The organism is Geodermatophilus siccatus, assembly GCF_900103785.1.
Taxonomy (GTDB): Bacteria; Actinomycetota; Actinomycetes; order Mycobacteriales; family Geodermatophilaceae; genus Geodermatophilus; species Geodermatophilus siccatus.
This window is the reverse complement of record NZ_FNHE01000013.1, coordinates 50,248-75,819: the sequence shown is the minus strand read 5'-3', so window position 1 is coordinate 75,819 and position 25,572 is coordinate 50,248. Positions and strand designations below refer to the sequence as shown.

Genomic DNA, 25,572 nt, shown 5'->3' with positions numbered 1-25,572 from the left:
GGGGTGAGGGCGCTGCCCCTCCCGGTGTTCGAGGGCCTGGTCGCCGACGCCCTCGACCAGGTGCCGCCGGAGCTGCTGGGACTGATGGACAACGTCGTCGTCCTGGTGGAGGACCGCAACGCCGACGAACCCGACCTCCTCGGCCTCTACGAGGGGTACGCGCTCACCGAGCGCGGCTGGGAGTACGGCGGCGCGCTGCCGGACCGGATCATGGTCTACCGCGAGGCCATCTGCGACATCTGCTCGACCGCCGAGGAGGTCGTCGAGGAGGTCACGATCACCGTCGTCCACGAGATCGCGCACCACTTCGGCATCGACGACGACCGGCTGCACGAGTTGGGCTGGTCCTAGCAGGAGGGCCCCATCCCCCTCGCACGCCCGGGGTGAGCCTCCGGATGGGGCCGCGCCGCCGCGTACCGTGATCGGCGTGCCGGACACCGCAGGGAAGCTGCCCATCAAGATGCTGCACGACCGCATCCTGGTGGCGCTGCGCAGGGAGGACGGCGAGCGCCGCTCCAGCGGCGGCATCCTCATCCCGGCGACCGCGCAGGTGGCCAAGCGGCTGGTCTGGGGCGAGGCCCGCGGCGTGGGGTCGAGCGTGCGCCAGGTGAAGGTCGGCGACCAGGTGCTCTTCTCCCCCGAGGACCAGCACGAGGTCGAGGTGCACGGCGAGGAGCTGATCATCCTGCGCGAGCGCGACGTGCACGCCGTCGCCGCCGAGCGGATCGAGGAGTCCACCGGCCTCTACCTCTGAGGAGGCCGGCCGGGGCCGCACCACCGCGGCTCCTGCACCCAGCGCTCAGCCGCCGGACCGGGCGTGCCGCACGACCACGTCGGTCACCCGCTCGAGGAACCGGCGGACGACGGCCAGCTCCTCGTCGGTGTGGTCGGCCATCGCGGCCACCAGGTCGCGCTGCAGCCCGCCGAAGAACTGCCCGCCGGCGGCCATCGCCGACTCCGACATCTCCAGCACGACCCGGCGCCGGTCGGCGGGGTCGCGCACCCGGTGCACGTGGCCGGCCCGCTCCAGCCGATCGACCAGCGCGGTCACCGACGCCGAGCTGAGGTCCACCGCCCGGCCGAGCGCGCCGGCCGTCAGCGCCTCACCGCGGCGGGCGGCGTCCATGATCGCCACCATCGCCCGGACGTCGGTGCGCCCGAGCCCGTGCAGCTCGGCGAACCGCTGGCCGACGGCGTCGAGCTCCACCGTCAGCCGGCGCAGCAGCAGGGCGAGCTCCCGGCGCTCCTCGACGTCCACTCCACCTCCCGTTTGCCCACGACCGCCGCTCACCCTAGTCTCTCGATCGTCGAGATTGTCGAACATCGAGGGATATCACCATGGCCCGGCTCCGTTGGCTGCTCCCCGCCCTCGTCCTGCTCGTCTGGGTCGGCGGCGCCGGCCCGCTGGCGGCGCTCAGCGCGCAGCTCACCGGGCTGCAGGAGAACGACACGGCCGCCTTCCTCCCCGACAGCGCCGAGTCCACCCGCGTCGCCGACCTGCAGCAGGGCTTCTCCCCCGTACAGGCGATCCCGGCGATCCTGCTGTGGGAGGGCGACGGGCCGCTCGACGCCGCCACGCTGCAGGCCGTCGGCGAGCGGGCGCAGGAGGCGGCCCGGGTCGCCGAGGACGCCGGGGCGCTGGCCGCACCGCCGTCCCCACCCGTCCCCTCCGGGGACGGCGCGGCGGTGCAGGTGCTGCTCCCGCTGGACCCCGAGGTCGGCGACGAGATCGTCCCGCTGGTCGAGGAGCTGCGCGCCACGCTCGCCGTCGAGGGCACCGACACCTTCGTCACCGGCCCGGGCGGGATCTTCGCCGACTTCGCCAACGGCTTCGCCGGCATCGACGGCCTGCTGCTGCTCGCCGCGTTCGGCGTCGTCCTGCTGATCCTGCTGGTCGTCTACCGCAGCCCGCTGCTGCCCTTCCTCGTCATCGGCACCGCCGGGCTGGCGCTCACCGCGGCCAACGCCGTCGCCTACCTGCTGGCCGACGGCGGGGTGATCACCGTCAACGGCCAGAGCCAGGGCATCGCGGCGATCCTGGTCGTCGGGGCGGCCACGGACTACGGCCTGCTCCTGGTCGCCCGCTTCCGCGAGGAGCTGCGGCGCGAGGAGTCGAAGTACGCGGCCATGGCGGTCGCGCTGCGCCGGTCGTGGGAGCCGATCGTGGCCTCCGGCGCGACCGTCGTCCTCGGCGTGCTCTGCCTGCTGCTGTCGGACCTGGCCTCCAACCGCGGGTTGGGCCCGATCTCGGCGGTCAGCGTCACGCTGTCGGTGCTGGCCGCGCTCACCTTCCTGCCGGCGGCGCTCACCCTGCTCGGCCGGGCCGCGTTCTGGCCGTTCCGCCCGCAGTACGGGGTCGAGCCGCCGCAGGGCCGCGGCTGGCAGCGGGTCGCAGCTGCGGTGGGGCGCCGTCCCCGCCGCGTGCTCGCGGTCAGCACGCTGGCGCTGGTCGCGGCCGCCGTCTTCGCGCCCAGCTACGACGCCTCGGGCATCACCTTCTCCGACGCCATCCGGGGCGAGTCCGACGGCGTCGCCGGGCAGGAGGCGCTGGCCCGGCACTTCGACGCCGGCTCGGGCAGCCCGACCGTCGTCGTCACGCCGGAGGACACCTGGCCGGCGGTCGCCGAGGCGGCCACGGGCACGGACGGCGTGGCCACCGTGGTGCCGTTCACGGGAGGCGCCCCGGGCGGCCCGCCGGTCGTCGTCGACGGGCTGGTCCGGCTGGACGTGGTGCTCGGCGTCCCGGCCGACAGCACCGAGGCCATCGAGGTGGTGCAGCAGCTGCGCACCGAGCTCGACGCCGCCGACCCGGCCGCGCTCGTCGGCGGCGACACCGCGAGCAACCTCGACGCCCGCGAGACCGCCGCCCGGGACCTGCGGGTCATCGTGCCGACCGTGCTCGTCGTGATCACCGTCGTCCTGGCGCTGCTGCTGCGCGCGCTGGTGGCGCCGCTGCTGCTGATGGCGACCGTGGTCCTCAGCGTCGGGGCGACGGTCGGGGTGGCCGCGCTGCTCTTCGACGGCGTCCTCGGGTTCCCGGGCAGCGACCCCGGCATCCTGCTGATCGCCTTCGTGTTCCTCGTCGCGCTGGGCATCGACTACAACATCTTCCTCATGACCCGGGCCCGTGAGGAGTCGCTGCGGCACGGCACGCGGGACGGCGTCCTGCGGGCGCTGGCGGTCACCGGCGGGGTCATCACGAGCGCCGGACTGGTGCTGGCGGCGACCTTCGGCGCGCTGTCGGTGCTGCCCCTGCTGTTCCTCGTGCAGCTGGCGTTCCTGGTCGGCTTCGGCGTCCTGCTCGACACCTTCGTCGTCCGCTCGCTGGTGGTGCCCTCGGCGGTCGCGCTGCTGGGCGACCGCACCTGGTGGCCCAGCCGGCTGGCGCGGCGGCACCCCACCCCCGAGCCGGAGCCCGAGCTCGAACGGGTGTAGCCGACCCCGGGGTCCCCGGCCGCTCTCAGACGCGGCCGGCGCGCACCCGCTCGAGCCAGCCGGCGGCCTCGCGGAACGCCGCGTCGGTCGACACCGGCGTCACGGGCTTGTTCTCCCGGCCGTCGGCGCGCGGGTAGGAGCCGAGGAAGCGCAGGTCGTCGCAGACCCGGTGCAGGCCGGAGAGCGCCTCCCCCACCCGCGCGTCGGCGACGTGCCCCTCGCAGTCGAGGGAGAAGGAGTAGACGCCGAGCCGCTCGCGGGTCGGCCGCGACTCGATGCGGGTCAGGCTGATGCCTCGGACGGCGAACTCGCTCAGCACGTCCAGCAGCGCGCCGGTGCGGTCCCCGACGACGGCGACCAGCGAGGTCTTGTCGTTGCCGGTCGGCTCCGGCAGCGGCCCCGGAGGCGCGACCAGCACGAACCGGGTGACGGCGCCGGGCCGGTCCGCGACGTCCTCGGCCAGCGCGGTGAGCCCGTACCGCTCGGCGGCGATCGGCGCGCAGACGGCGGCGTCGTGCTCGCCGTCCGCGACCTGCCGGGCGGCCTCGGCGGTGGAGGTGGCCGGCAGCGGGACGACGCCGGGCAGCAGCCGCGCCAGGGAGCCGGCGGTCTGCGCCAGCGCGTGCGGGTGGCTGACCACGGAGCGGACGTCGGCCGGCGTCGTCCCCGGCCGGCCGGCGAGGACGAAGGAGACCGCCAGGAACACCTCGCGGGTGATCAGCAGCGGGTCCCCGTCGGCCAGGCCGTCCATGGTGGCCGGCACCGAACCCTCGACCGAGTTCTCCAGCGGGACGAGCGCGGCGTCGGCGTCCCCCGAACGGACGGCGGCCAACGCCGCCGGCACCCCGGCGGCCGGCTGCCGGATCCCCTCGTCGGCACCAACGGCACTGATGAGGGCCGATTCGGCGAAGGTACCCTCGGGGCCGAGATAGGCGTACCGCGTCGGAGGCGTCCCAGGCACCCGACGAGGGTAGAGCGGCCGGGGGAGGGCGGATGCCCCACCCGGGGGGAGCTGCCACGCTCGTCACCGGACCCGTGGCCGCACAGCGGCCGGACACCGTCGTGGGAGGCAGTGCGTGACCCCCGGCCCTGAGCGCCTCACCGAGGGTGACCTCGACGATGCGCTCTGGCGTCTGCTGTCCGCGAGCGACCGCGACGACCCCGCCGCCTTCACCGCCGAGCACGACCGCGCCGCCGCGACCCTGGACGCCGCGACCGACCCCTGCTGGTCCGCCTGGCGGCACGCGCTGGCCGCCCGCCGCGGTCTGGTCGACGGCGACCCCCGGGCGGTCGCGGCCGAGGTGTCGGCTGCCCGCGAGGCCCTGGGCGGCTGCCGGCCCTCTGCGCAGACGGCGCTGACCCTGGCCCACCTGGCCCACGTGGAGGTGGCCGCCGACCACGCCGACACGGGCATGGTGCTGGCCATCGACGCCAGCCTGCTGACCCAGACCGCCGCAGCCGAGAGACCGTCCCGCGCCCTGCACCAGGCCCACCTGTGGCTCGCGCTGACCCTGGCCGCCCTCGACCTCGAGGAGCTCGCCGTGGCGCAGGCGCTCCAGGGCTCCCGGGTGGCCGACCAGCTGCCGGGCCTGGCCGACCGCTGGCGGCTGCTGCAGCTGTGCGCCCAGCAGCACGCCGAGCTGGCGCAGACGCTGCACCGCCGCGGCGAGGCCGAGCGCGCCCGCGAGCTGGCCAGGACGTCAGTGGACTGCGCCGAGGCCGCCCGCGCCCTGGGCTGGGAGCCCGCGCACGGCGACCAGGACCTGCTCGACGTCGTCCAGGCGTGGGCGATCGCCTGCCGCGGTGAGGTGGAGGACGGCCTCGGCCCTCTGCGGCGCGCGCACAAGCGCGTGCACCGGGACGGCGGGACGTGGCTGCGCGGCTACGCCGACCTGGTGCTCGCCCGGCTGCTGACCCGGCTGGCCCACGACCGGTCCGGCGGCGGCCACGACGCCGAGGCCACCGACCTGCTGGTCGACGCCGCCGGGGCCTTCGCCGCCGCCGGCGACCGCCGCCGCTACCGGCAGTGCCTGCTGGAGCTGGGCCAGGGCACCGCGGCGATGGGCCGCCCGGCCGAGGCGCTGCACTGGCTGGAGGCCTACCGCGCCGACACCGGCCGCGCGCTCGCCCGCGGCCGGGAGCTGTGGGCGGAGATGTTCGTGCGGCGCAGCCGGCTGCGCGAGGCCGAGCGGCAGAACGCCCACCTGCGCCGGGTGGCGCTGGAGGACCCGCTCACCGGGCTGGGCAACCGGCGCAGCGCCGAGCGCCGGCTGGGCAGCATGCGGCTGGGCGCCGAGCCGGTGTCGCTGGCCGTGGTCGACATCGACCGGTTCAAGGCGGTCAACGACGACACCTCCCACTCGCACGGCGACGAGGTGCTGCGCCGGGTCGCCGACCTGCTGCGCGAGCACTGCCGCACCGGCGACGAGGTGTACCGGTGGGCCGGCGACGAGTTCCTCGTCGTCCTGCCGAGGGCGACCGAGGCCCAGGCACTGACCGCCGTCGACCGGCTGCGCGCCGCGGTGGCCGACGCGGACTGGGGTGAGCTGCAGCTGCCCGAGCCGGTGACGGTCAGCATCGGTGTGGCCACCGCCACGGCGGCCGAGGACGAGCCGCTGGGCTGGCGCTCGCTGTTCGACACCGCCGACCTGCACCTGTTCACCGCCAAGCGCGGGGGGCGCAACCGGGTGCGCACCCACGGCGGCCGGACCGCGGGCGAGGGTGCCCCGTGACGGCGCGGACCCGGTGGGACGGCAGTGACGGGAGTGCCCCGGACCCCCGGCGTGCCCTTCGTCCGGTGCTCGACTCCATTGACAACGGCAGGCACAGTGCGCTCGTGCCTCCCGGAGCCCTGCACCACCGGGTGACCGCCGCTCTCACCAACTGGCAGCTCGACGACGCCGAGGAACTGCTGGCCGACGTCGGCACCGACTCCTCCCCCTACGTGGCCCCCGCGCCGCGGGACGGCGGCGCCGACCGTCCGGCCGACCTGGGCCGGGCCTGGGCCGACACGCTGCGCGCCGAGCTGCTCGTGCGGCGGCTGCGGCGGGCCGGCTTCACCCTCGTCGGCGACCCCGTCGGGCCCGCGTCCGGACCCGGCGCGGCGGCCGGGCTGGACCTGCACGCCGGCGTGGCCGAGCTGATCGACGGCGCTCCCGCGGCCGAGGACGGCGACCCGCGCGCCTCCCACGCCGCGCTGGCCATCGCGCTGGTGCGCTCGGCCAAGGCCGCCTTCGACGCCACCGAGGACGAGCTGCAGCGAGCCGCCGGCCTGGCCCGGCACGCCCGCATCGAGCTGCTGTCGCGCCGCATCGACGCCGCCATGGACGAGGCGGTGGAGGCGGCCAGCCTGCTCGACCTCGCGCTGCCGCCGTCCGCCCTGCTGGTGGAGACGCTGACCACCCTCGCCGGCGTGCTCGCCGACCTCGAGCTGATGCCGCTCGCGCTGGACTACCAGCGCCGGGCGCACGAGACCGCCGTGGCCGCGGCGGCCGTCGCCGACGCGCCGCGGCCGGACGACGGCGGGCCCCACGTCCTCGTCGCCCGCGCGGCCAGCTCCCTGGGCGAGCTGTGCGCCGAGCTCGGCGAGGCGCTGCTCGACGACGGCGACCCCGACGCGGCCGCCCCGCACTTCGCCGAGGCCCGCGCGCTGGCCGAGCAGGCGCTGACGCTGCTGCCGCCGGAGTCGGGCGAGGCGGTCGTGGCCGCGCAGGTGGTGCACGGCTGGGCGCTGGTGGGCCTGGGTGAGCACGCCGCCGCCATGGACCCGCTGCGGGCCGCCGTCCGGACCACCGCCACCGGCGACCGGGCGCTGCACGCGGCGGCGCTGCTCGCCCTGGGCCGCGCGCTGCGTCGGCAGGGGGACGGCGGCGACGCCGACGAGCAGCTGGCCCAGGCCCTCGCCACGGCGACCGAGCACGGCCTGCCGCGGGTCCGCCGGGCCGCGCTGCGCGAGCTGTGCACCCTGCACGCCGAGCTGGACGACGCGGGGCGGGCACTGCCCTACCTGCAGGCCTACCTGGCCGACGAGCTGGACCGGGTCGACGAGCGGCGCACCCGCTGGGTGGAGCTGTTCGGCCGGCGCAAGAGCCTGCTGGAGACCGAGCGGGCCGCCGGGCAGCTGCGCCGGCAGGCCTACGAGGACCCGCTCACCCACCTGCCCAACCGCCGCTACGCCGAGGCCACCCTCGACGGTCTGCTCAGCAGCGGTGCGGCACCGGCGCTGGCCGTGGTGGACGTCGACCGGTTCAAGGAGGTCAACGACGCCGTCGGCCACGCCGGCGGGGACGACGTCCTGCGCCGGGTCGCGGAGATCCTCGTGGCCGGGTGCCGCGACACCGACGACGTGTGCCGCTGGGCCGGTGACGAGTTCGTCGTCCTGCTTCCCGACACCACCGCCGAGCAGGCGGAGCTCGCGCTCGAGCGCTGCCGCCGCGCGGTCGCCGAGACCGACTGGGCGGCGCTCGGGATGCCCGTGCCGGTGACCATCAGCGTCGGCATCGCCTCGGCCACCCGCGGCGACGACCGGCGCACCCTGTTCGCCGCCGCCGACGGCGTCCTCTACGACGCCAAGCGCAGCGGCCGCGACCGCGTCGTCCGGCTGTCGGCGGTGACCCAGACCCGGGCCGTCGACGGTCCGCCGGACGCGCTCCCCGACCCGGCCGGGACTGCTGCGACGGACGGGGCCTCCCGGGGCGACACGGCGCCCGCCGGCTCCCCGGGGCCGGTCGCGCCGGCCCCCGGGGTCCCTGCCGTGCAGCCTTCCCCGCTGACCGACCCCACCGCGGTGAGCAGCGGTTTCGCACCGCTGCTCGTCGAGCCGGCCGACCCGCCGCTGGGCCTGGGCAGCCTCGCCGAGCCGGCCCTGGCCGCGGTACCGCCACCGCTCGAGCCGCCGGTCCCGCCGGCCGCACCGGCCCGCGGGGTGCCGGCCGAGCCCGACGTCATCTGGGCACCCGGCCGCAGCACCGAGCAGGTGCTCGCACTGGTCCGCGAGGCACGCCGGCAGTTCCCGGACCGGCCGGCGGTCGTCGTCCGGGCCCCCGCCGAGACGCTGGTCGCGCTGGCCAGCGAGCACGACGCCTACACCACGGTCGACGCCGCCTCGATGTCCGCGGCGGTCGGCCCGCTGCCCGAGCCCGTCGGCCGCATCGGGGTGCTGTGCGGGGTCGGCGGTGACCTCGCGGTGGCCGCCGAGGCCGCCTTCGCCGCGCGGGTCACCGGCACCGCGGTGCTGCGGGTGGACGACGTCGGCGGCAGCCGGTTCCGCGCCGGGCTGCCGGGCGACGCGCTGCCCGAGGACGTCGACTGCCTGGTCGTCGTCGCGGGCCTCGACGCCTCGCTGGCCGGCCTGCTCGGCGTGCTCACCGACGTGCCGATCGTCGCCGTCCCGACGTCGACCGGGCAGCCGGGCTCCTTCGGCGGGTTCAGCGCGCTGCTGACGATGCTGAACTCGGCCTCACCCGGCGTCGTGGTGAGCAACATCGACAACGGCCACGCCGCCGGCGTCTTCGCCGCCCGCATCGCCCGCCGCAGCCACCGCCGCGGCTGAGCTCTCCGCCCCGCGACGATCAGCTGAGATCCGTCGCGGGTCCTGGCGCACGACCGGTGGTGAGCCAGGACCCGGCGGGATCAGCTCAGCTGATCACCGGGTGAGGGGACACCGGCGGGGCCCGGGTCAGACCACCGGCTGCGGCTCGTCGGCGGCGTCCACCGGCGGTCGGGCCCCGGTCGCCTCGGCGTCGGCCCGCGCGAGCAGGGCCACCGCCCGGCGCAGGACCTCCGGCGGCTGCGTGTAGGGCAGCCGCAGCCGGTCGTCGAGGGCGTGGCCGGTGCCGAACAGCGGGCCGGCGGCCAGCCGCAGCCCCAGCCGCTCGGCCGCAGCGACCACCGCGCGGGAGCGCGGCGAGGGCAGCCCGCACCACAGCACCAGGCCGCCCGCCGGCGCGGGCACCCGCCAGTCGGGCAGCCGCTGCCGCAGCTCGGCGGTCAGCACGGATCGGCGCTCGCGCAGCTGCTCGCGCCAGGCCGGCAGCGACCCGTCCAGGCCGTCGAGGAGCGCGCAGGCGGCGAGCTGCTCGACGACCGGCCCGGACATCGACGTGCGGACCGCGACCGCGGTCAGCCGGCGGACGGCGTCGGCTTCGGCGCGCACCCACCCCACCCGCAGGCCGCCCCACGCCACCTTGCTGAGCGTCCCCACCGAGAGGTGGCCGGGGCCGAAGGCGGCCAGCGGCGGTGGCGCCGCCGCATCGAGCCCCAGCTCGGCGAACGTCTCGTCGACCACCGCCGGGGTGCCGGTGCGGCGCAGCGCCCGGGCCAGCCGCTCCCTGCCGGCTCCGTCGAGCAGCACGCCGGTCGGGTTCTGGAAGTCCGGCATCAGGTAGGCGGCCGCGGGCCGGACGGCGGACAGGGTGCGCTCGGCGGCGTCCAGCCAGGCGGCCGGCTCGTCGGGGTCGAGCGCGACGGGGACGACGCGGGCGCCGAGGGCCCGGGCGGCCTGCAGGGCGTTGGGGTAGCTCGGTTGCTCGACCAGCACCCGCTGCCCGCGCCGCAGCAGGCCTGCGAACCCGATCGAGACCCCGTGCAGCGCGCCGTTGGTGACCAGCACCTGCTCGGGGGTCGTGGGCAGACCGCGGGCGGTGTAGCGCGCGGCGATCCGCGCCCGCAGGTCGGGCAGTCCGGCGGGGTGGTAGCCGTGCGTGGCCAGGAAGCGGGGCAGCTCCTCGAGCGCCGCGGCCAGCGCGGCCGGGACGGCGGCGGGTGCCGCGGGTGCGGCGTGGGCGAGGTCGATCGCCCCGTCGTCCGCCGGCCCGGGCACCCACGCACCGCGGTGCGGCCCGGCGGGCAGGGCCGCGAACGTCCCGGCGCCCTGCCGGGCGGTGGCCCACCCGTCCTCGCGCAGCCGCGTGTAGGCGGCGGTGACCGTGGTCCGGCTGACCGCGAGCGCCGTCGCCAGCTCCCGCTCCGCCGGCAGCCGCGTGCCCAGGGGCACCCGGCCGTCGGCGACCAGCCGGCGGATGCGCCCGGCCAGCGCCGCGTAGCGCGGCGGCCGGTCGGTGGCGAGGTCGCCGACGAGCACGGCCAGCGAGCGCGCGGACGTCGTCTCCATGCCACCTCCTGCGGATTGGCCTGTGGTTGGCAGGCCAATCGTCGCGGAGGATCGGGTCATGCACCAGTTCCTGACCGCCCGGCCGGCCCGCCGCCTCGTCCAGCTCTACGCGGGCCTGGTGCTCTACGGGGTGTCGATGGCGCTGCTCGTGCGCTCGGGCCTGGGCGTCATGCCCTGGGACGTGCTGCACCAGGGCCTGGCCCGCCAGCTGGGCTGGTCGCTCGGGGTCGTCACGATGGTCGTCGGCGCGCTGGTGCTCCTCGCCTGGGTCCCGCTGCGCGAGCGGCCGGGGCTGGGCACGGTGAGCAACGTCGTCGTCATCGGCCTGGCGCTGGACGCCGCGCTCGCCGTCCTGCCCGAGCCGTCGGCCCTCCCCTCCCGGATCGCGCTCGTCGCCCTCGGCATCGCGCTCAACGCGGTCGCGACCGCCGCCTACATCGGCGTGCACCTCGGCCCGGGTCCGCGCGACGGCCTGATGACCGGCCTGGTGCGCCGCAGCGGCCGCTCGGTGCGACTGGTGCGCACCTCGATCGAGGTCGCGGTCGTCGCCGTCGGCTGGCTGCTCGGCGGCACGCTGGGCGTCGCCACCGTGCTGTACGCGCTGGCCATCGGCCCGCTGGTGCACGTGCTGCTCCCCCGGCTGGCGATGGACCTCCCCCGCGCCCCCGCCCGGGTCAGCTGACCGGCGGCCGGCGCAGGCCGGCCGCCACCACGGGGACGACGGCCAGCACGAGCGCCGCCACCGCCGCGACGCCGCCCAGCGCCCAGGCCGCGAACACCAGCAGGGCGGCCAGCTCGGTGCCCAGGCCGGCGACCGAGGTGACCGTGGCCCGGCGGGCGCTGTCGATCCGCTCCTGCAGGCGCGCCTCGGCCACCACCAGCACCGCGAGGTAGAGCGCGTAGGAGGCGGCCACCAGCGCCAGCGCGGGCGGCCCGGGCACCGCGGCCGCCGCCCCGAGCAGCACACCCGAGAGCAGCAGCGGCACCGGCAGTGCACGGTCGGACAGCCGGTCGGCCCGGTCACCCAGCGCGGCGCCGAGCGCCCCGGCCAGCATGATGCCCAGGACGGCCGCCGGGACGGCGACCGTGGGCACCCCGCGGTCGCCCGCGAGCACCGGGAAGTACTCCTCCACCGCGTCCATCGCCCCGACCAGCGCGACCGCGAGCACGGTGAGCCGCAGCGCGGGGACGCGCACGACCTCGGCCACGCCGCAGCGGAGGGTGGCGACCAGCGTCGTGCCGTCGCGCTCCCGCGGCGGCTCGGGGAACCGCAGGGCCAGCGCCGCCCAGGCGAGGCAGACCGCGGCGCTGGCCCAGCCCACCAGCGGGTATCCACCCAGCGCGTAGAGCACGCTGGCCGCGGCCGCGGTCGGGATCTGCACCAGCAGCTCGGCCGACGTCATCGCGCCGTTGACCCGGGCGAAGGCGCCCTCGGCGCCCACCTCGGCCAGGCCGTCGTAGACCAGGGCCTCGACCGTGCCGGAGACCAGCGCGCCGGCCACGCCCCAGATGACGAAGCCGGCGAGGAAGCCGGTGTACTGCGGCGCGACGGTCCACACGACGAAGGCGGCCGCCTCCAGGACGCCGCCCGCGACGAGCGCGCCCCGGCGGGACCAACGGTCCGCCAGCGCCCCGGCCGGCACCTCGGTCAGCAGCGCCGTGACCGACCAGGCGGCGAACAGCAGCGAGATCTCGGCGGCCGAGAGCCCCGTGTCGAGGAACAGCAGCGCGTAGAGCGGGTACAGCGGCACCAGCTCGGACAGCGCGGTCCACCCCACCGCCAGGCGCGCGAGCGGCCGGGCGGTGGGCGGCAGGGATGCCCTGGCCGGGCGTCAACGGAACGGCACGGCGCGCACCGTAGCGCGGGTCACCCCGGCCCGCAGCCGAGTTCCGGGCACCGCTGGGTTAGGCTCTCCGGCCGAGAAGGGGAGTAGCCCCCCGTCCGCTGGTCGACACGCTGGCGCCCCCGGGCGCCCGGTCAGCGGGCCCACGCTCGGCCGTGGGTGGGCGAGACCTTCGACCGCAGTCGCCTCGCCGGCAGCTGCCGGTCGGAGGCTGCCCGCATCCGTCCGGCAGCGCCCTGACGGAAGTGAGAACCCCGTGTCCCTGACGGTCGTGCTGACCGCCTTCGTGCTCGTCCTGCCGGTCGAGCTCCCGGACAAGACCCTGTTCGCGAGCCTCGTCCTGGCCACCCGCTTCCCGCCCCTGCCGGTGTTCGTCGGCGTCGGGACGGCGTTCGGCCTGCAGGTCGCCATCGCGGTGACCGCGGGCAGCCTGCTGTCGCTGCTGCCCGAGGCGTTGGTCAGCGGGGTGGTGGCGGTGCTCTTCCTGGCCGGCGCCGTCCTGCTGTGGCGCAGCGCGACGGAGGGCCCGGAGGAGGCCGACGACGTGGCGGCCGGCAAGGAGGGGACGTCGTTCCTCCGGGTCGCCGCCATCTCCTTCGGCGTTCTGTTCGCCGCCGAGTGGGGCGACCTGTCGCAGCTGGCCACCGCCGGGCTGGCCGCGCGCCTGGACGACCCGGTGTCGGTCTTCGTCGGGTCCTGGGCCGCGCTGCTCACCGTCTCGGGCCTGGCCGTGTTCCTGGGCAAGAAGCTGGCCGACCGGCTGCCGGTGGCGCTGATCCGCCGGGTGGCCGCGGTGCTGTTCCTCGTCTTCGCCGTCGTCGCCGCGGTGGAGACGGTGCGCACCCTCGCGGGCTGAGGGAGGACCCCGGGCGGGCCCAAGGCCACTCCACGGCCGTGCCGGCGGGACCTAGCCTGGCGACCCACGGGGACGACACCGAGGAGGTCGCCGTGGCCGTCATCCCCGATCTGCCGTGGACCGCCGAGCACGTCGGGGACGGCCCGGGCGTCGTCGTGGTCACCCACCTGCACCTGCGCCGGCTCCGCGACGTCCCGGCGTTCTTCCGCGACTCGCTGGCCATCCGTGCCCAGACCATGGCCGCTCCGGGCGCGCGCTCGCTGTACCTGCGCGCCCAGCCGCTGGCCCGGCACTTCACCACCGTGTCCTGGTGGGACGACGAGGCCGCGATGCGCGCGTTCGTCCGGACCGACCCGCACCGCTCGGCGATGCGGCGCTGGGGCCCGGAGATGCGGGAGTTCAGCAACCGGTCGCACCCCGGCACCGCCGGTGTCGTCCCCACGGTGCAGACGGCGGCTGCGCTGTCCGCGTAACCCGCTCGGTCCCCGCCCGTCCCGGTGGCAGCATGGCCGCCGATGGATGCGGCCGTGCAGGTGACCGACCTCGTCAAGCGCTACCCCGGCCGGCCGGTCAACGCCGTGGACGGGATCTCCTTCACGGTGGCGCGCGGCGAGGTCTTCGGCCTGCTCGGCCCCAACGGCGCGGGCAAGACGACGACGATCGGCGTCCTCACCACCCGGGTGCTGCCCACCTCGGGCACCGCCAGCGTCGCCGGGGTGGACGTCGCCGCCGACCCGGTCACCGCACGCAGCCGGCTGTCGGTGGTGCCGCAGCGGTCCAACCTCGACCGCGCGCTGACCGCCCGCCAGAACCTGGTCTTCCACGCCGCCTACCACGGCGTCGGCCGGGCCGAGCGCAACCGCCGGGCCGACGCGCTGCTCGAGCAGCTGGGCCTGGGCGGGCGCGGCGGGGACAAGGTCGACGACTACTCCGGCGGGATGGCGCAGCGGCTGCTCATCGCGCGGGCGCTCATGCACGCCCCGCAGGTGGTCTTCCTCGACGAGCCGAGCACCGGGCTGGACCCGCAGGCCCGGCTGTTCGTGTGGGACCGCATCCGCGAGCTGCGCGAGGGCGGCGTCACCGTCGTCCTCACCACCCACGACATGGACGAGGCGGCCGCGCTGTCCGACCGGGTCGGGATCATGGACCACGGCCGGCTGCTCGCCCTGGACACCCCCGCGGCGCTCACCCGCTCACTGCCGGGCAGCGCCACCCTGGACATCGACGTGGCGCGCGCGGCCGAGGACACCGACGACGCGGTGCTGGCGGCCCTCGCCCCGCTCGCCGAGCGGGTCGAGCAGGTGGCCGACGGCTCGGGGTTGCGGGCTCGCCTCTACCTCTCCGGCGACGCCGCGGCGCTGGTCGGCCCGGTGTCCGAGGCGCTCGGTGCGCGGCACGCGCGGCTGACCGGCGTGCGCATCGGCGAGCCCAGCCTCGAGGACGTCTTCCTCAGCCTGACCGGACGGGAACTGCGATGAGCACGGACACCTCCTCGGGGCGGGGGGCTGCGACGAGCACCGACACCGCCGTACCGGGCCTGGCCGCCGGGGTCGGCAGCGCCGCACCGGGCCGGCCGGACGTCGGCCGGGCCTTCGGCGCGCTGCTGTGGCGCGACGTCTTCGTCACCGGCCGCGAGCTGGTGCCCTTCCTGCTGCAGGTCGTGCTGCAGCCGGTCTTCCTGCTGTTCGTCTTCGGCAAGGTGCTCGTCGAGCTCGGGTTCGCCACCAGCCAGTACTCCGACGTGCTGCTGCCCGGCGTCATCGCGCTGACCGCCTTCCTCACCGCGCTGCAGAACACCGCCTTCCCGCTGGTCATCGACTTCTCCTTCACCAAGGAGATCGAGGACCGGCTGCTCGCGCCGCTGCCCACCGCGCTGGTCGCCGTCGAGAAGATCGTGTTCTCGCTGCTGCGGGCGCTGGTCGCCGCCGCGGTGATGTTCCCGATCAGCTGGTGGGTGCTCGGCACGCTGCCCGTGCAGTGGGGCGACCTGCCGCTGCTGACCGCGTTCCTCGTGCTCGGCTCGCTGGTCGGCGCGGTGATGGGCATGACGCTCGGGACGTTCGTGAAGCCCAACCGGATCAACGTCGTCTTCGCCGTCGTCCTGACGCCGCTGCTGTTCACCGGGTCCACCCAGTTCCCGTGGCAGTCCCTGGACACGCTGCGCTGGTTCCAGGTGGTCTGCGCGCTCAACCCGCTGACCTACGTCAGCGAGGCGCTGCGCGCGGAGATGGCGCCGGACGTGCCGCACCTGCCGCTGTGGCTGTGCGCCCTCGCGCTGGCCGGCTTCCTCGTCGTCTTCGGCGTGACGAGCCTGGTGGGATTCCGTCGGCGGGCGCTCGACTGAGGGAGGACCCGCGCCGCTCGTGTCCAGGGGACCGCCGAGGCGTCGAAGGCGGGCAGGAGGAGGCGATGACCACCTGAGGAACCTCTCCCCCTGCTTCCTCCCGTGAGCAGGGGGAGAGGTTCCTCAGGTGCATGTCCGTCCGGTCACCACGGGCGGAGACGTCGCTCAGCGCAGCGTCGGGATCCACTCGGCCAGCGCCCGGCCGATCTCGTGCGGCGAGTCCTCCGGCACGAAGTGCGAGCCGGGCACGGTGACCTCGGTCAGCGCCTTCCACTTGCGCACGAACGCCCGCGGCCGGCCGACCAGGATCGAGCCCGGCTCGGCGTTGAGGAACAGCTTGGGGACGTCGCTGGTGCGCAGCCACTGGCCGTACCGGGCGACGACGTCGCGGACCTTGGGCGGCACGTTCTCGATCGGCAGCTGCCGCGGCCACTCCAGCGTCGGCCAGCGGTGCGCGGGGTCGGCGAAGGGCTCGCGGTAGCGGGCGTGCGCCTCCGGGCTCAGGCCGCGGGTCACCGACGCCGGCAGGATGCGCTCGACGAACACGTTGTTCTCCAGCACCGCGGCCTCGCCGTCCGGCCCGCGCATGGTGCGGAAGATCCGGCGCGCGTCGGCCGGCCAGTCGGCCCAGGTCAGCGGGACGACGAGCGCCTCGGTGAACGCCAGGCCGCGGACCGCGCCGGCGTGCCGGTGGGCCCAGTCGAAGCCCAGCGCCGAGCCCCAGTCGTGCAGCACGAGGGTGACCCGCTCGGTCGCGCCGACCTCCTCGAGGAACCGCTCCAGGAAGCCCGCGTGCGCGGAGAACGAGTAGGTGCCCCGGTCCGGGCTGGGCAGCTTGTCCGACTCGCCCATGCCGATCAGGTCCGGAGCCAGGCAGCGGCCGAGGTGCTGGACGTGCGGGATGACGTTGCGCCACAGGTAGGACGACGTCGGGTTGCCGTGCAGGAAGACGATCGGGTCGCCCTCCCCCACCTCGACGTAGGCCATGTGCAGGTTGCCGTCGGCCCGCCGGTCGACGCGGACGCGCTTGCGGGGGAACGGGTCCTCGGGCGAGACGTCGTCGGCTGCCATGCCTGCGATCCTCACCCATCCCCGCTCGTGGCACCGCTCGGGACCGCGGTCCCGGCCGCCTGCCGCGCGGCGTCCTCGATGCGCGCCCGGAACGCCGCCCACTCGTCGGCGCTGCGCTCGGGCAGGTTGCTGTTTCCCGGGCTCAGGCCGGCCGACCCGTCCAGGAGCTCGCGCAGGACGTCGGCGTGCCCGGCGTGCCGGGCGATCTCCACGCACACGTGCACCAGGATCGTGTGCAGCGTCGGGTGCCGGCGCTCGTCCCCCCACCAGGGCACCTCGCCGACGGCGTCCAGCGGCAGCGCCTCGACCGTCGCGTCGGCGTGCGCGGCCGCGAACCGGAACAGCTCGAGGACGTCGTCCCGGCTCTCGTCCGGCGCCGCCCACAGGTCGACGCCCTCCTCCGCGCCCTCGGCTTCCCACGGGAAGGGCCGGCCGCTCGGCCGGCCGAAGACCTCGCCGAAGTAGCCCAGCTGCACGTAGGCGACGTGCTTGACCAGCCCGAGCAGGTTGGTGCCGGTCGGCGTCATCGGCCGCCGGACGTCGTACTCGCCCAGGCCGTCGAGCTTGGCCAGCAGGGCGGCCCGGCCGAGGCGCAGGTACTCGCGCAGGGCGCTCTTCTCGTCCATGCGAGCAGCCTGGCGCACGACACCGGCAGCACGCTTGACCCTGACGCGACGTCAGGCCGTGCACTGGTCGGCGTCAGGAGGGAGGACACCCGTGAACGTGGGCGAGGTCGCGGCGCTGGCCGGTGTGACGGTCCGGACGCTGCACCACTACGACCGGATCGGACTGCTGTCGCCGTCCGGCCGGACGACTGCGGGCTACCGGCGGTACTCGCCGGCCGACCTGGACCGGCTGCACCAGGTGCTGGTCTACCGCGAGCTCGGGTTCCCCCTCGAGGAGGTCGCGACCCTGCTCGACGACCCCGCCGCCGACCCGGCCGAGCACCTGCGCCGCCAGCACCGGCTGCTGCTCGACCGGCTGGAGCGGACGCGGGCGGTGGTCGCGGCCGTCGAGAAGGAGATGGAGGCGAGACAGATGGGGATCTCACTGACCCCGGAGGAGAGGTTCGAGCTCTTCGGGGAGGGCTGGTCCGAGGACCACGAGCGCGAGGCGGAGGAGCGCTGGGGGGACACCGAGGCGTGGGCGCAGTCCCAGCAGCGGACCCGCAGCCACACCAAGGAGGACTGGGTCCGGATCAAGGAGGAGATGGACGACGTCCACCGGCGCTTCGCCGAGGTCATGCGGGCCGGCGTCCCGGCCGACTCGGAGCAGGCGATGGACGTCGCGGAGGAGCACCGGCAGCACATCGGCCGGTGGTTCTACGACTGCCCGCCCGAGATGCACGCCGGCCTGGGCCGGATGTACGTCGAGGACGAGCGGTTCACCGCGACCTACGAGGCGATCGCCCCCGGCCTGGCGCAGTACGTGAGCACCGCGGTCCAGGCCAACGCCGCCCGCCAGGGCGGGTGACCGAACCCGCGAGATCTGCACACTCGTCACCATCGGACGCCTGATGGGCGCGAGTGTGCAGATCTCACGGAACGCAGCGGCGCCGGGACCCGGCGCAACGGCGGGCTGCGGCACCGGTCATCCTGACCCCGTGGGAGCCCTGTGGGTGCAGCTGCACCGGCCGGCCGTGCAGCGCGGGGTGCGGGCGGCGGTGGCGGCCGCGCTCGCCTGGCAGGTCGCCGTCCTGCTGCCGCCGCTGCTGAGCGAGTACGCGTACTACGCCCCGCTCGGCGCGGTGATCGCCGTGCACCCGACGATCGCCGACTCGGCCAGCGCCGCCTGGCGCAGCGTGCTGGCCATCCTCACCGGCTTCGGACTGGCCGTGGCCCTGTACGAGGTCACGCGGGTGGTGCCCGACGCCCTCACCATCGCGCTCATCGTCGCCGTGGCGATCGCCGTCGAGCAGCTGCAGCTGTGGCGCGAGCAGGCCAGCTGGGTCAGCTTCGCCGCCGTCCTCATGATCACCGTCGGCCTCGACGACCCCGGCGCCTACGTGCTGCGCTACGCCGGGCTGACGTTGCTCGGGGCCGCGATCGGCGTGCTGGTGACCACCGTGCTCTTCCCGCCGATGCAGCTGACCCGCGCGGTCGAGGAGATCGCCACCGCCCGGTCGCAGCTCGCCGCGCACCTCGAGGAGATCGCCGGCACCCTGCGCGAGGGCCGGGTGCCCGACCCCGCCGAGTGGAGCGGCCGGGCCACGGTGCTGGACCGCACGCTGGACCGGATGCGCGCCGCCGAGGCGCAGGTCGAGCGCGCCCGCCGGGCCAACCCCCGGGCGCCGCGCTGGCAGGGCCGGGCGGCCGGCATCCGCGAGGAGTCCCGGGCGGTCGACCGCGTCGCCGTCCTCGTCGACGACCTCACCTCGCTGGTCGTCGAGCTGCAGCCGCACCGGCGCGGCATCGACCGGGTCGAGGCCGGGGCCGGCTGGGTGCTCGCCGACGCCCTGGCGGGCCTGGCCGGTGTGGTCCGTACGCCGTACCACAGCACGGACGGGACGACGCCCGACCGCCGGGACGAGCGGATCGCCGGAGCCGAGGCCGCGCTGGACCGGCTGGTCACCCTGCTGCGCACGACCCAGCCCGCCGACGAGGACGGCTTCTTCGCCCTCGGTGCGGTGGCGGTCGGGGTCCGGCGCGGGTTGGCCGCCCTCGGCGCGCACCGGAGGCAGGCCCAGGCCGCCTGACCGGCCCGCAGGGTCAGCTGCGGTGCACCTCGTCGGGACCGGCGGACCCGTCGAGCGCGTCGGGTCGGCCGGCACCCGCGGCACCCGGGTCGTCGGGCAGGGGCCGGTCGTTCAGGTGGGCGGCCATCCCGGCGGCCTCGTCGGCGGGGACCTCGGCACGGCGGCCCGGCCGCGCCCCGAGCCGCAGCCGGCGGCGGGGCAGCCCGCCGTCCTGCGCGGCGGCCAGCAGCTCGGTCAGGTGCAGCACACGCACCCGGGAGCGGCGGCGGCGCAGGCCGGTGACGAGCTGCCGCTGGCAGCCGGGGTTCACCGCGACGACGTAGTCGACGCCGGCGGCCTCGATCTGGTCGAGCTTCGGGGCCAGCACCCGGCGGCTGTCCCTCGGCCGCAGCAGCGAGTACGTGCCCGCGGAACCGCAGCACTGCGCCGCGCCGGGCAGCTCGACGTAGTCGGCGACGGCGGCGATCAGCTCCCGCGGCTCCCGCCAGACGTCCATCCCGTTGCGCAGGTGGCAGGAGTCCTGCAGCGCGACCCGCGCCCGCCGTCCGTCGACCCGCAGCTCGCCGAAGGACGCCGAGCCGTCGCCCGCCACGTACTCGGAGAACTCCTTGACCCGGTCGCGGCCCAGCACGCCGGCCAGGTGCGCCGCACAGCCGCCCGCCGTGGTGACGATCGTGCCGGGCAGCTGGTCACCGAGCCGCCGGGCCATCGTGCGGCCCAGCTCCAGGTCGCCGTTGTGCGCGTGCAGGGCGCCGCAGCAGCCCTGGTCGCCCGGGGCGTCCAGCTCCGGGCGCAGCCGCCGCGCGGCCCGGCTCACCGCGGGGAAGAGCGCGCGCTCGAAGCAGCCCAGCATCAGGTGCGGACCCTGCGGGGAGGTGGCGGCCGTGCGCGCGTGCCCGCGGAAGGTGCCGAGACGGCGCACCAGCCAGTTGCGGACGACGACGTTGGTGAGCACCCGCGCCAGCGGCGGCCGGCGCCGGCCCTGCCACTGGTGCGAGCGCCAGTGCTCGAGCAGCTCGCCGTACTGCACGCCGGCCGGGCAGACCGGCTCGCACGCCCGGCAGCCCAGGCAGAACGAGGACTCCTCCCGCAGGGTCGGGTCGTCGTCCTCCAGGACGCCGGTCTCCAGCGCGCGCATCAGCGTGATCCGCCCGCGCGGCGAGGACTTCTCGTCCTTGCTCAGCGCGTACGTCGGGCAGGCCGGCAGGCAGAACCCGCAGGAGATGCACCGGTCGAGCAGCTCGGGCGGGAAGATCCCGCGCGAGGCCGCGCCGGCGGCACCCGGGGCGTCGGTGGCGCCGGACGCCTCGGCCGTCACGAGCCCGTCTTCCCGGGGTTGAGGATGCCGGCCGGGTCGAAGGCCGTCTTGATCCGTGCGAGCAGGGCCATCTGGTCGTCTCCCAGCCGGTCGCGCAGGTAGGGCAGCTTCGCCGCGCCGACGCCGTGCTCCCCGGTGATGGTGCCGTCGAGCTCGAGCGCCGCGGCGAAGATCTCGGCGAAGGCGGCGTGGGTGCGGTCGGCGGCCGCCGGGTCGCGGGCGTCGATGACCGCGGTGGGGTGCAGGTTGCCGTCGCCGGCGTGGCCGAAGGTGCCGATCACCAGGTCGTGCCGGGCGGCGACGGCCTCGATCCGGTCGACCATCTCGGCCAGCCGCGGGCGGGGCACGGTGACGTCCTCCAGCACGGTGAGCGTGTCCAGCCGGGACAGCGCCGGCAGGGAGCAGCGGCGGGCGGCCAGCAGCGCCTCGGACTGGGCGACCTCCTTGGCCACGGTGACCTCGAGCGCCCCCTCGTCGGCGCACAGCTCCCCCATGCGGGTCAGGTTGCGCTCGACGGCGTCCGGCTCGCCGTCGTCCCCGAAGAGCAGCAGGGCGCCGGCGTCGGTGCGCAGCCCCAGCCGGGCGTAGTCCTCCACCGCCCCGATGCAGGTGTGGTCGAGGAACTCCAGCGTCGCCGGCACCACGCCGTGGGCGAGGACCTGCGTCACCGCCCGGCCGGCGTCGGCCAGCGAGGAGAAGTAGGCCACCCCGGTGCTCGCCGTGGCCGGCATGGGCAGCAGCGCGAGGGTCACCTCGGTGATGACGCCGAGGGTGCCCTCCGAGCCGGTGAGCAGACGGGTCAGGTCGTAGCCGGCGACGTCCTTCCACAGCCGGCCGCCGGTGCGGATGACCTCGCCGGTGGGCAGCACGACCTCGAGACCGAGCACGTAGTTGCGGGTGACGCCGTACTTGAGGCCGCGCAGGCCGCCGGCGCAGGTGGCGACGTTGCCCCCCACGGTCGAGACGGTGCGGCTGCCCGGGTCGGGCGCGAACAGCAGCCCCTGGGCGGCGGCGGCCTCGGCGACGGTGGCCGTGGTGGCGCCGGGCTCGGCGCGGACCAGCAGTTCTTCGGTGCTGATCTCGAGCACCCGGTCCATGCGGGTGAGCACCAGGAGGATGCCGCCCTGCAGCGGCACGGTCGCCGCGCACAGGTTCGAGCCCGCGCCGCGGGGCACGACCGGGACGCGGTGGGCGGTGGCCAGCCGCAGGACCGCGGCGACCTCCTCGGTGCGCGCCGGGAAGACCACCGCGTCCGGCGGGGAGGAGAACAGCGGGGTGGCGTCCCGGGCGTACGGAGCGACCTCGCCCTCGCGGTGCCGGACGTGCTCCCGTCCGACGATCGACTCCAGCTCGGCCAGGACCCCGGGATCCAGTGCCACGTCGCACCTCCCTCGCGGCGGGCGGGTGGGCCCCGCGCTCGACCGCAGCGGGCAGCCTAGTGACGGAGGCCCTCCCTGTCCCCCGCAGGGGGATCGGCGGTCCGGCCGGGTCCACAGCTCCGCGGCGACCACCGGGCCGGGGCCGGGCACCGGCAGACTGGAGTCGTGCCCGAGCAGCCGCAACTGACCATCCAGGGCTGGGGCCCCGCCGCCGGTCCCCGCGACGCGACGGTGGCCCGCGGGGCGGACGGCGGCCCCGGCTCCCTGGAGCTCACCGCCTTCCCGGACCTCGCCGAGGTGCTGCCCAAGGCCGCCCGCCGGCACCTGGCCCGGGAGCTGGGCTGGACCCCGCGGCGCACCCCACCGGTGCCGGTCGCCGACATCCGGCTGGCGCCCTCCCGGCTGGCCGAGGACTGCCGGCTGCGGCTGGTCGAGCTGCTCGGCGATGAGCACGTCAGCACCGACCGCGAGGCCCGGCTGCGGCACGCCGGCGGCAAGAGCTACCTGGACCTGCTGCGCCGGCGGGAGGGCGACGCCTCCGACGCCCCGGACGCCGTCGTCCAGCCCGGCAGCACCGAGGAGACCGCCGCGCTGCTGGCGCTGTGCAGCGAGATCGGCGTGGTCGCGGTGCCCTTCGGCGGTGGCACCAGCGTCGTCGGCGGGCTGTCGGGCGTCGACGCCGACGACCGCCCGTCGGTCTCGGTCGACCTGGGCCGGATGGCCTCGGTGCACGCCCTCGACGTCGCGTCCTCCCTGGTCACGGTCGGGCCGGGCGTGCGGGGGCCGGCGCTGGAGGAGCACCTGGGCCGGCACGGGCTGTCCCTCGGCCACACGCCGCAGAGCTGGGAGTTCGCCACCATGGGCGGCTACGCGGCCACCCGCTCAGCGGGGCAGGCGTCCACCGGCATCGGCCGCTTCGACGACCTGGTGGCCGGGCTGACGCTGGCCACGCCGTCCGGGGTGCTGGAGCTCGGCTCGCCGCCGGCGTCGGCGGCCGGGCCCGACCTGCTCGGCCTGGCCCTGGGCTCGGAGGGGGCGCTGGGCGTCATCACCGAGCTGACGCTGCGGGTCCGGCCCGAGCCGCGGGCGCGGCACCACGAGGGCTGGTCCTTCCGCAGCTGGGAGGCGGGGCTGGCCGGGCTGCAGCGGCTGGCCCGCCACGAGCTGCTGCCCGACGTCATCCGCCTGTCCGACCCCGACGAGACCCGCGCCGACCTGCTGAACGCCTCCGGCACCGGCGCGTCGCTGCTGCGCGGCTCGCTGCGGCTGCGCGGGCGGGCCGCGGGCTGCCTGCTCGTCGTCGGCTGGGAGGGGCTGCCGGCGGCGGTTCGCGCGCGACGGCGGGCGGCGTCCTCGGTGCTGCGCGGCGCGGGGGCGGTGCGGCTGGGCACGCGCGTCGGGGAGTCCTGGCGGCGGCACCGGTACGCCGCGCCCTACACCCGCGACAGCCTGCTGGACGCCGGGCTGCTGGTCGAGACGCTGGAGACGGCGGCCACCTGGACGGCACTGCCGACCGTCCACGCCGCCGTGCGGGAGGCGCTGCGCACGTCGCTGGGCCGGCGCGGGAAGCAGCCGCTGGTGCTGACCCACGTCTCGCACGTCTACCCGACCGGCGCCTCGCTGTACGTCACCGTGCTCGCCGACCGGGACGACGCGCTGCCCATCCAGCAGTGGCTCTCGGCCAAGCGGGCCGCGACCGACGCGCTGCTGGCCGCCGGCGGCACGCTCACCCACCACCACGCCGTCGGGGCTGACCACCGCCCCTGGCTGGAGCGCGAGATCGGCGCGCTGGGCGTGGAGGTGCTGCGCGCGGTCAAGCAGCGGCTCGACCCGCAGGACGTCTGCAACCCCGGCGTCCTGCTGCCCGACTGAAGGAGGCCCACCCCACGCGGTCCCACCCCTGCCCACAGTGCGAGGCAGGGGTGCGGCTGCGGGGACGACACCTCCCTCCCGGGGACCTCGGCCCCTGCTCACAGGGGGAAGCAGGGGCCGAGGTCCCCGGGAGGGGATGCCGCGCGGCGGCACTCGGCCCGCCTCGTCGTCCCAGCGCCGCGGGAGCGGGTCAGGGCAGCTGCACCGTCGTCGTCACCCGCGCCAGGCTCGGCCGCGGCGGCACCGACCCGAACCCGAAGGTGACCGGCGGGCGCACCGCGGCCAGCGCGCCCAGCGGCTCGCCGTCCCACGAGGCCGTCAGCGCCGTGACCACGTGCAGGTCCTGCACGCCGTACCACTCGGTGCGGCCGTTCCCGGCCGAGCCGGTGGTGCGCAGGCCGGTCAGCAGCCGCGCCGGCCGGTCCAGCAGGCCCACCCAGGCCGGCGTGCGGGCCAGGAGCGGTGGGACGACGCGCAGCAGCCAGCCCAGCGGCGGGCGGTGGCCGGTCGTGACCCGTAGCCGCAGCGGGCCGGCGTCGACCGCCCAGGTCCGCGGGTCCGGCCGGTGCACCGCCACCGGGACCAGCCGCACCTCGTCGAAGGCGTAGGTGGCGGCGATGAAGTCCGCGGCCTCCCGGGTGGGCGCGAGCAACAGCCGGGCGCCGTCGGGCCGCTGCACCATGACGTCGGACAGCGGCCCCAGCGGCGAGCGCGGCCAGTGCCCGACGACGACGCGGGTGCCCGACGCGGTGCCGGCTCCGAGGATCCAGCCGTCGAACCGCAGCCGCCGGGCCACCGGCGTCAGAGGGTGGTCGCGCGCCCGCCGTCGACCGGGATGACCGCGCCGGTGACGTAGGCACCGGCCCGGCTGGCCAGGTACACGACGACGCCGGCCATGTCGTCGGGCCGGCCGATGCGGCCCAGCGGGGACGACGCGGCGATCTCGTCGCCGTGGGCGGCGAGCGTGGCGGCCATCATCTTCGACTCGAACGGGCCGGGGGCGACGGCGTTGACGGTGATCCGCCTGGGGCCCAGCTCCTTGGCCAGCACCCGGGTGAGGTGGTGCACCCCGGCCTTGCTCGCCGAGTAGGAGTAGGTCGGCAGGGACGGCGCGTGCAGCCCGTCGATGCTGCCGACGTTGACCACGCGGGCCGGGTCGTCGTCGGTGCCGGCGGCCTCGAGCAGCGGCAGGAAGGCGCGGGTGAGGAAGAACGGCGCCTTGAGGTTCAGGTCGAGCACCTTGTCCCAGGCCGAGGCGGGGAACGTCGCGAACGGCTCGCCCCAGGTGGCGCCGGCGTTGTTGACCAGCACGTGCAGCCGCTCCTCGCGGCGGCCCACCTCCTGGGCCAGGCGCACGCACTCGGCCTCGGTCGAGACGTCGGCGGGGATCGACTCCACCTTGCCGAACTGCGACAGCTCGGCGGCCGCCGCCTCACCGGCGTCGGCCTTGCGGGAACTGATGTAGACCGACGCGCCGGCCTGCAGCAGCCCGCGGGCCATCATCAGGCCGATGCCACGGGTGCCGCCGGTGACCACGGCGACCTTCCCGGTGAGGTCGAACAGGTGCACGGGCGGTCTCCTCCGCGTCGTGGGGACGTCGTCGGCCCCCGGCCGGAGCACCGTATCCAGCGACCGGCGCGCCTCCTG

The 25,572-nt window shown here is 76.3% G+C and carries 23 protein-coding genes; 13 read left to right on the top strand and 10 right to left on the bottom strand.

Features of this window, described 5'->3' with window-relative positions; genetic code table 11:
- Window positions 1–3: 3 nt before the first annotated feature.
- Window positions 4–351, top strand: a complete 348-nt coding sequence (locus BLS21_RS20880; RefSeq protein WP_091223079.1) for a metallopeptidase family protein — start codon at window positions 4–6, stop codon at window positions 349–351.
- Window positions 352–427: 76 nt separating this feature from the next.
- On the top strand, window positions 428–754 hold the full coding sequence (locus BLS21_RS20875; RefSeq protein WP_245700631.1) for a GroES family chaperonin: 327 nt from the start codon (window positions 428–430) through the stop codon (window positions 752–754).
- A gap of 45 nt (window positions 755–799) precedes the next feature.
- On the opposite strand, the gene BLS21_RS20870 is transcribed toward BLS21_RS20875, so the two are convergent.
- On the bottom strand, window positions 800–1,258 hold the full coding sequence (locus BLS21_RS20870; RefSeq protein ID WP_091223077.1) for a MarR family winged helix-turn-helix transcriptional regulator: 459 nt from the start codon (window positions 1,256–1,258) through the stop codon (window positions 800–802).
- An 80-nt stretch (window positions 1,259–1,338) separates the two neighbouring features.
- Between BLS21_RS20870 and BLS21_RS20865 the strand changes: the two genes are divergently transcribed.
- A complete protein-coding gene (locus BLS21_RS20865; protein WP_091223075.1) occupies window positions 1,339–3,435 on the top strand; it encodes an MMPL family transporter in 2,097 nt (698 codons plus the stop codon).
- Between the two features lie 25 nt (window positions 3,436–3,460).
- Here BLS21_RS20865 and pheA read toward each other — a convergent pair whose 3' ends face one another.
- Window positions 3,461–4,396 (bottom strand): prephenate dehydratase, encoded by a 936-nt coding sequence (gene pheA, locus BLS21_RS20860; RefSeq protein WP_091223073.1) that lies wholly within the window; start codon window positions 4,394–4,396, stop codon window positions 3,461–3,463.
- A gap of 115 nt (window positions 4,397–4,511) precedes the next feature.
- On the opposite strand from pheA, the gene BLS21_RS20855 reads away from it, so the two are divergent.
- Entirely contained in the window at window positions 4,512–6,167 is a 1,656-nt protein-coding gene (locus tag BLS21_RS20855; protein WP_091223070.1) for a GGDEF domain-containing protein, read from the top strand.
- Window positions 6,168–6,271: 104 nt separating this feature from the next.
- A complete protein-coding gene (locus tag BLS21_RS20850; protein WP_245700630.1) occupies window positions 6,272–8,986 on the top strand; it encodes a diguanylate cyclase domain-containing protein in 2,715 nt (904 codons plus the stop codon).
- Between the two features lie 126 nt (window positions 8,987–9,112).
- Here the strand turns inward: BLS21_RS20850 and yczR are convergent, their stop codons facing one another.
- The gene (gene yczR, locus BLS21_RS20845; protein ID WP_091223066.1) at window positions 9,113–10,546 is read right to left on the bottom strand and encodes a MocR-like transcription factor YczR; all 1,434 of its coding nucleotides are present in this window, start codon (window positions 10,544–10,546) and stop codon (window positions 9,113–9,115) included.
- A gap of 58 nt (window positions 10,547–10,604) precedes the next feature.
- Between yczR and yczE the strand changes: the two genes are divergently transcribed.
- Entirely contained in the window at window positions 10,605–11,228 is a 624-nt protein-coding gene (gene yczE / locus BLS21_RS20840; protein WP_091223064.1) for a membrane protein YczE, read from the top strand.
- On the opposite strand, the gene BLS21_RS20835 is transcribed toward yczE, so the two are convergent.
- The gene (locus tag BLS21_RS20835) at window positions 11,221–12,324 is read right to left on the bottom strand and encodes an MFS transporter (RefSeq protein WP_091223062.1); all 1,104 of its coding nucleotides are present in this window, start codon (window positions 12,322–12,324) and stop codon (window positions 11,221–11,223) included. The genes yczE and BLS21_RS20835 overlap by 8 nt on opposite strands.
- A 322-nt stretch (window positions 12,325–12,646) precedes the next feature.
- Here BLS21_RS20835 and BLS21_RS20830 point away from each other — a divergent pair, with 322 nt between their 5' ends.
- From BLS21_RS20830 to BLS21_RS20815, 4 genes are all read left to right on the top strand, one after another.
- Window positions 12,647–13,246 carry a TMEM165/GDT1 family protein gene (locus BLS21_RS20830; RefSeq protein ID WP_175479684.1) on the top strand — a complete coding sequence of 200 codons (600 nt, stop codon included), beginning with the start codon at window positions 12,647–12,649 and terminating at the stop codon, window positions 13,244–13,246.
- A 92-nt stretch (window positions 13,247–13,338) separates the two neighbouring features.
- Window positions 13,339–13,719, top strand: a complete 381-nt coding sequence (locus BLS21_RS20825; RefSeq protein WP_091223227.1) for an antibiotic biosynthesis monooxygenase — start codon at window positions 13,339–13,341, stop codon at window positions 13,717–13,719.
- Between the two features lie 42 nt (window positions 13,720–13,761).
- Window positions 13,762–14,724 (top strand): ABC transporter ATP-binding protein, encoded by a 963-nt coding sequence (locus BLS21_RS20820; protein WP_091223060.1) that lies wholly within the window; start codon window positions 13,762–13,764, stop codon window positions 14,722–14,724.
- Complete coding sequence (locus tag BLS21_RS20815; RefSeq protein ID WP_217636227.1) at window positions 14,721–15,590, top strand: ABC transporter permease; 870 nt, start codon at window positions 14,721–14,723, stop codon at window positions 15,588–15,590. The genes BLS21_RS20820 and BLS21_RS20815 overlap by 4 nt, the downstream gene beginning before the upstream one ends.
- 165 nt (window positions 15,591–15,755) lie before the next feature.
- Here the strand turns inward: BLS21_RS20815 and BLS21_RS20810 are convergent, their stop codons facing one another.
- Together BLS21_RS20810 and BLS21_RS20805 are read right to left on the bottom strand one after the other, a co-directional pair.
- A complete protein-coding gene (locus tag BLS21_RS20810; protein ID WP_091223058.1) occupies window positions 15,756–16,661 on the bottom strand; it encodes a haloalkane dehalogenase in 906 nt (301 codons plus the stop codon).
- A gap of 11 nt (window positions 16,662–16,672) precedes the next feature.
- Window positions 16,673–17,287, bottom strand: a complete 615-nt coding sequence (locus tag BLS21_RS20805; protein WP_091223056.1) for a DinB family protein — start codon at window positions 17,285–17,287, stop codon at window positions 16,673–16,675.
- A 91-nt stretch (window positions 17,288–17,378) separates the two neighbouring features.
- Between BLS21_RS20805 and BLS21_RS20800 the strand changes: the two genes are divergently transcribed.
- On the top strand, window positions 17,379–18,134 hold the full coding sequence (locus tag BLS21_RS20800) for a MerR family transcriptional regulator (RefSeq protein WP_217636226.1): 756 nt from the start codon (window positions 17,379–17,381) through the stop codon (window positions 18,132–18,134).
- Window positions 18,135–18,264: 130 nt separating this feature from the next.
- Window positions 18,265–19,356 carry an FUSC family protein gene (locus tag BLS21_RS20795; RefSeq protein WP_175479683.1) on the top strand — a complete coding sequence of 364 codons (1,092 nt, stop codon included), beginning with the start codon at window positions 18,265–18,267 and terminating at the stop codon, window positions 19,354–19,356.
- A 13-nt stretch (window positions 19,357–19,369) separates the two neighbouring features.
- Here BLS21_RS20795 and BLS21_RS20790 read toward each other — a convergent pair whose 3' ends face one another.
- Both BLS21_RS20790 and BLS21_RS20785 read right to left on the bottom strand, forming a co-directional pair.
- Window positions 19,370–20,674: a (Fe-S)-binding protein gene (locus tag BLS21_RS20790; RefSeq protein ID WP_091223050.1), complete on the bottom strand. Its 1,305-nt coding sequence runs from the start codon at window positions 20,672–20,674 to the stop codon at window positions 19,370–19,372.
- Entirely contained in the window at window positions 20,671–22,053 is a 1,383-nt protein-coding gene (locus BLS21_RS20785; RefSeq protein WP_091223048.1) for an FAD-binding oxidoreductase, read from the bottom strand. The genes BLS21_RS20790 and BLS21_RS20785 overlap by 4 nt, the downstream gene beginning before the upstream one ends.
- A gap of 165 nt (window positions 22,054–22,218) precedes the next feature.
- On the opposite strand from BLS21_RS20785, the gene BLS21_RS20780 reads away from it, so the two are divergent.
- Window positions 22,219–23,925: an FAD-binding oxidoreductase gene (locus BLS21_RS20780; protein WP_091223046.1), complete on the top strand. Its 1,707-nt coding sequence runs from the start codon at window positions 22,219–22,221 to the stop codon at window positions 23,923–23,925.
- 190 nt (window positions 23,926–24,115) lie between these two features.
- Here the strand turns inward: BLS21_RS20780 and BLS21_RS20775 are convergent, their stop codons facing one another.
- Together BLS21_RS20775 and BLS21_RS20770 are read right to left on the bottom strand one after the other, a co-directional pair.
- Window positions 24,116–24,721 (bottom strand): hypothetical protein, encoded by a 606-nt coding sequence (locus BLS21_RS20775; RefSeq protein WP_091223044.1) that lies wholly within the window; start codon window positions 24,719–24,721, stop codon window positions 24,116–24,118.
- 5 nt (window positions 24,722–24,726) lie between these two features.
- Window positions 24,727–25,494, bottom strand: coding sequence for an SDR family oxidoreductase (locus BLS21_RS20770; protein WP_091223042.1), 768 nt, complete (start codon window positions 25,492–25,494; stop codon window positions 24,727–24,729).
- Between the last annotated feature and the right edge of the window lie 78 nt (window positions 25,495–25,572).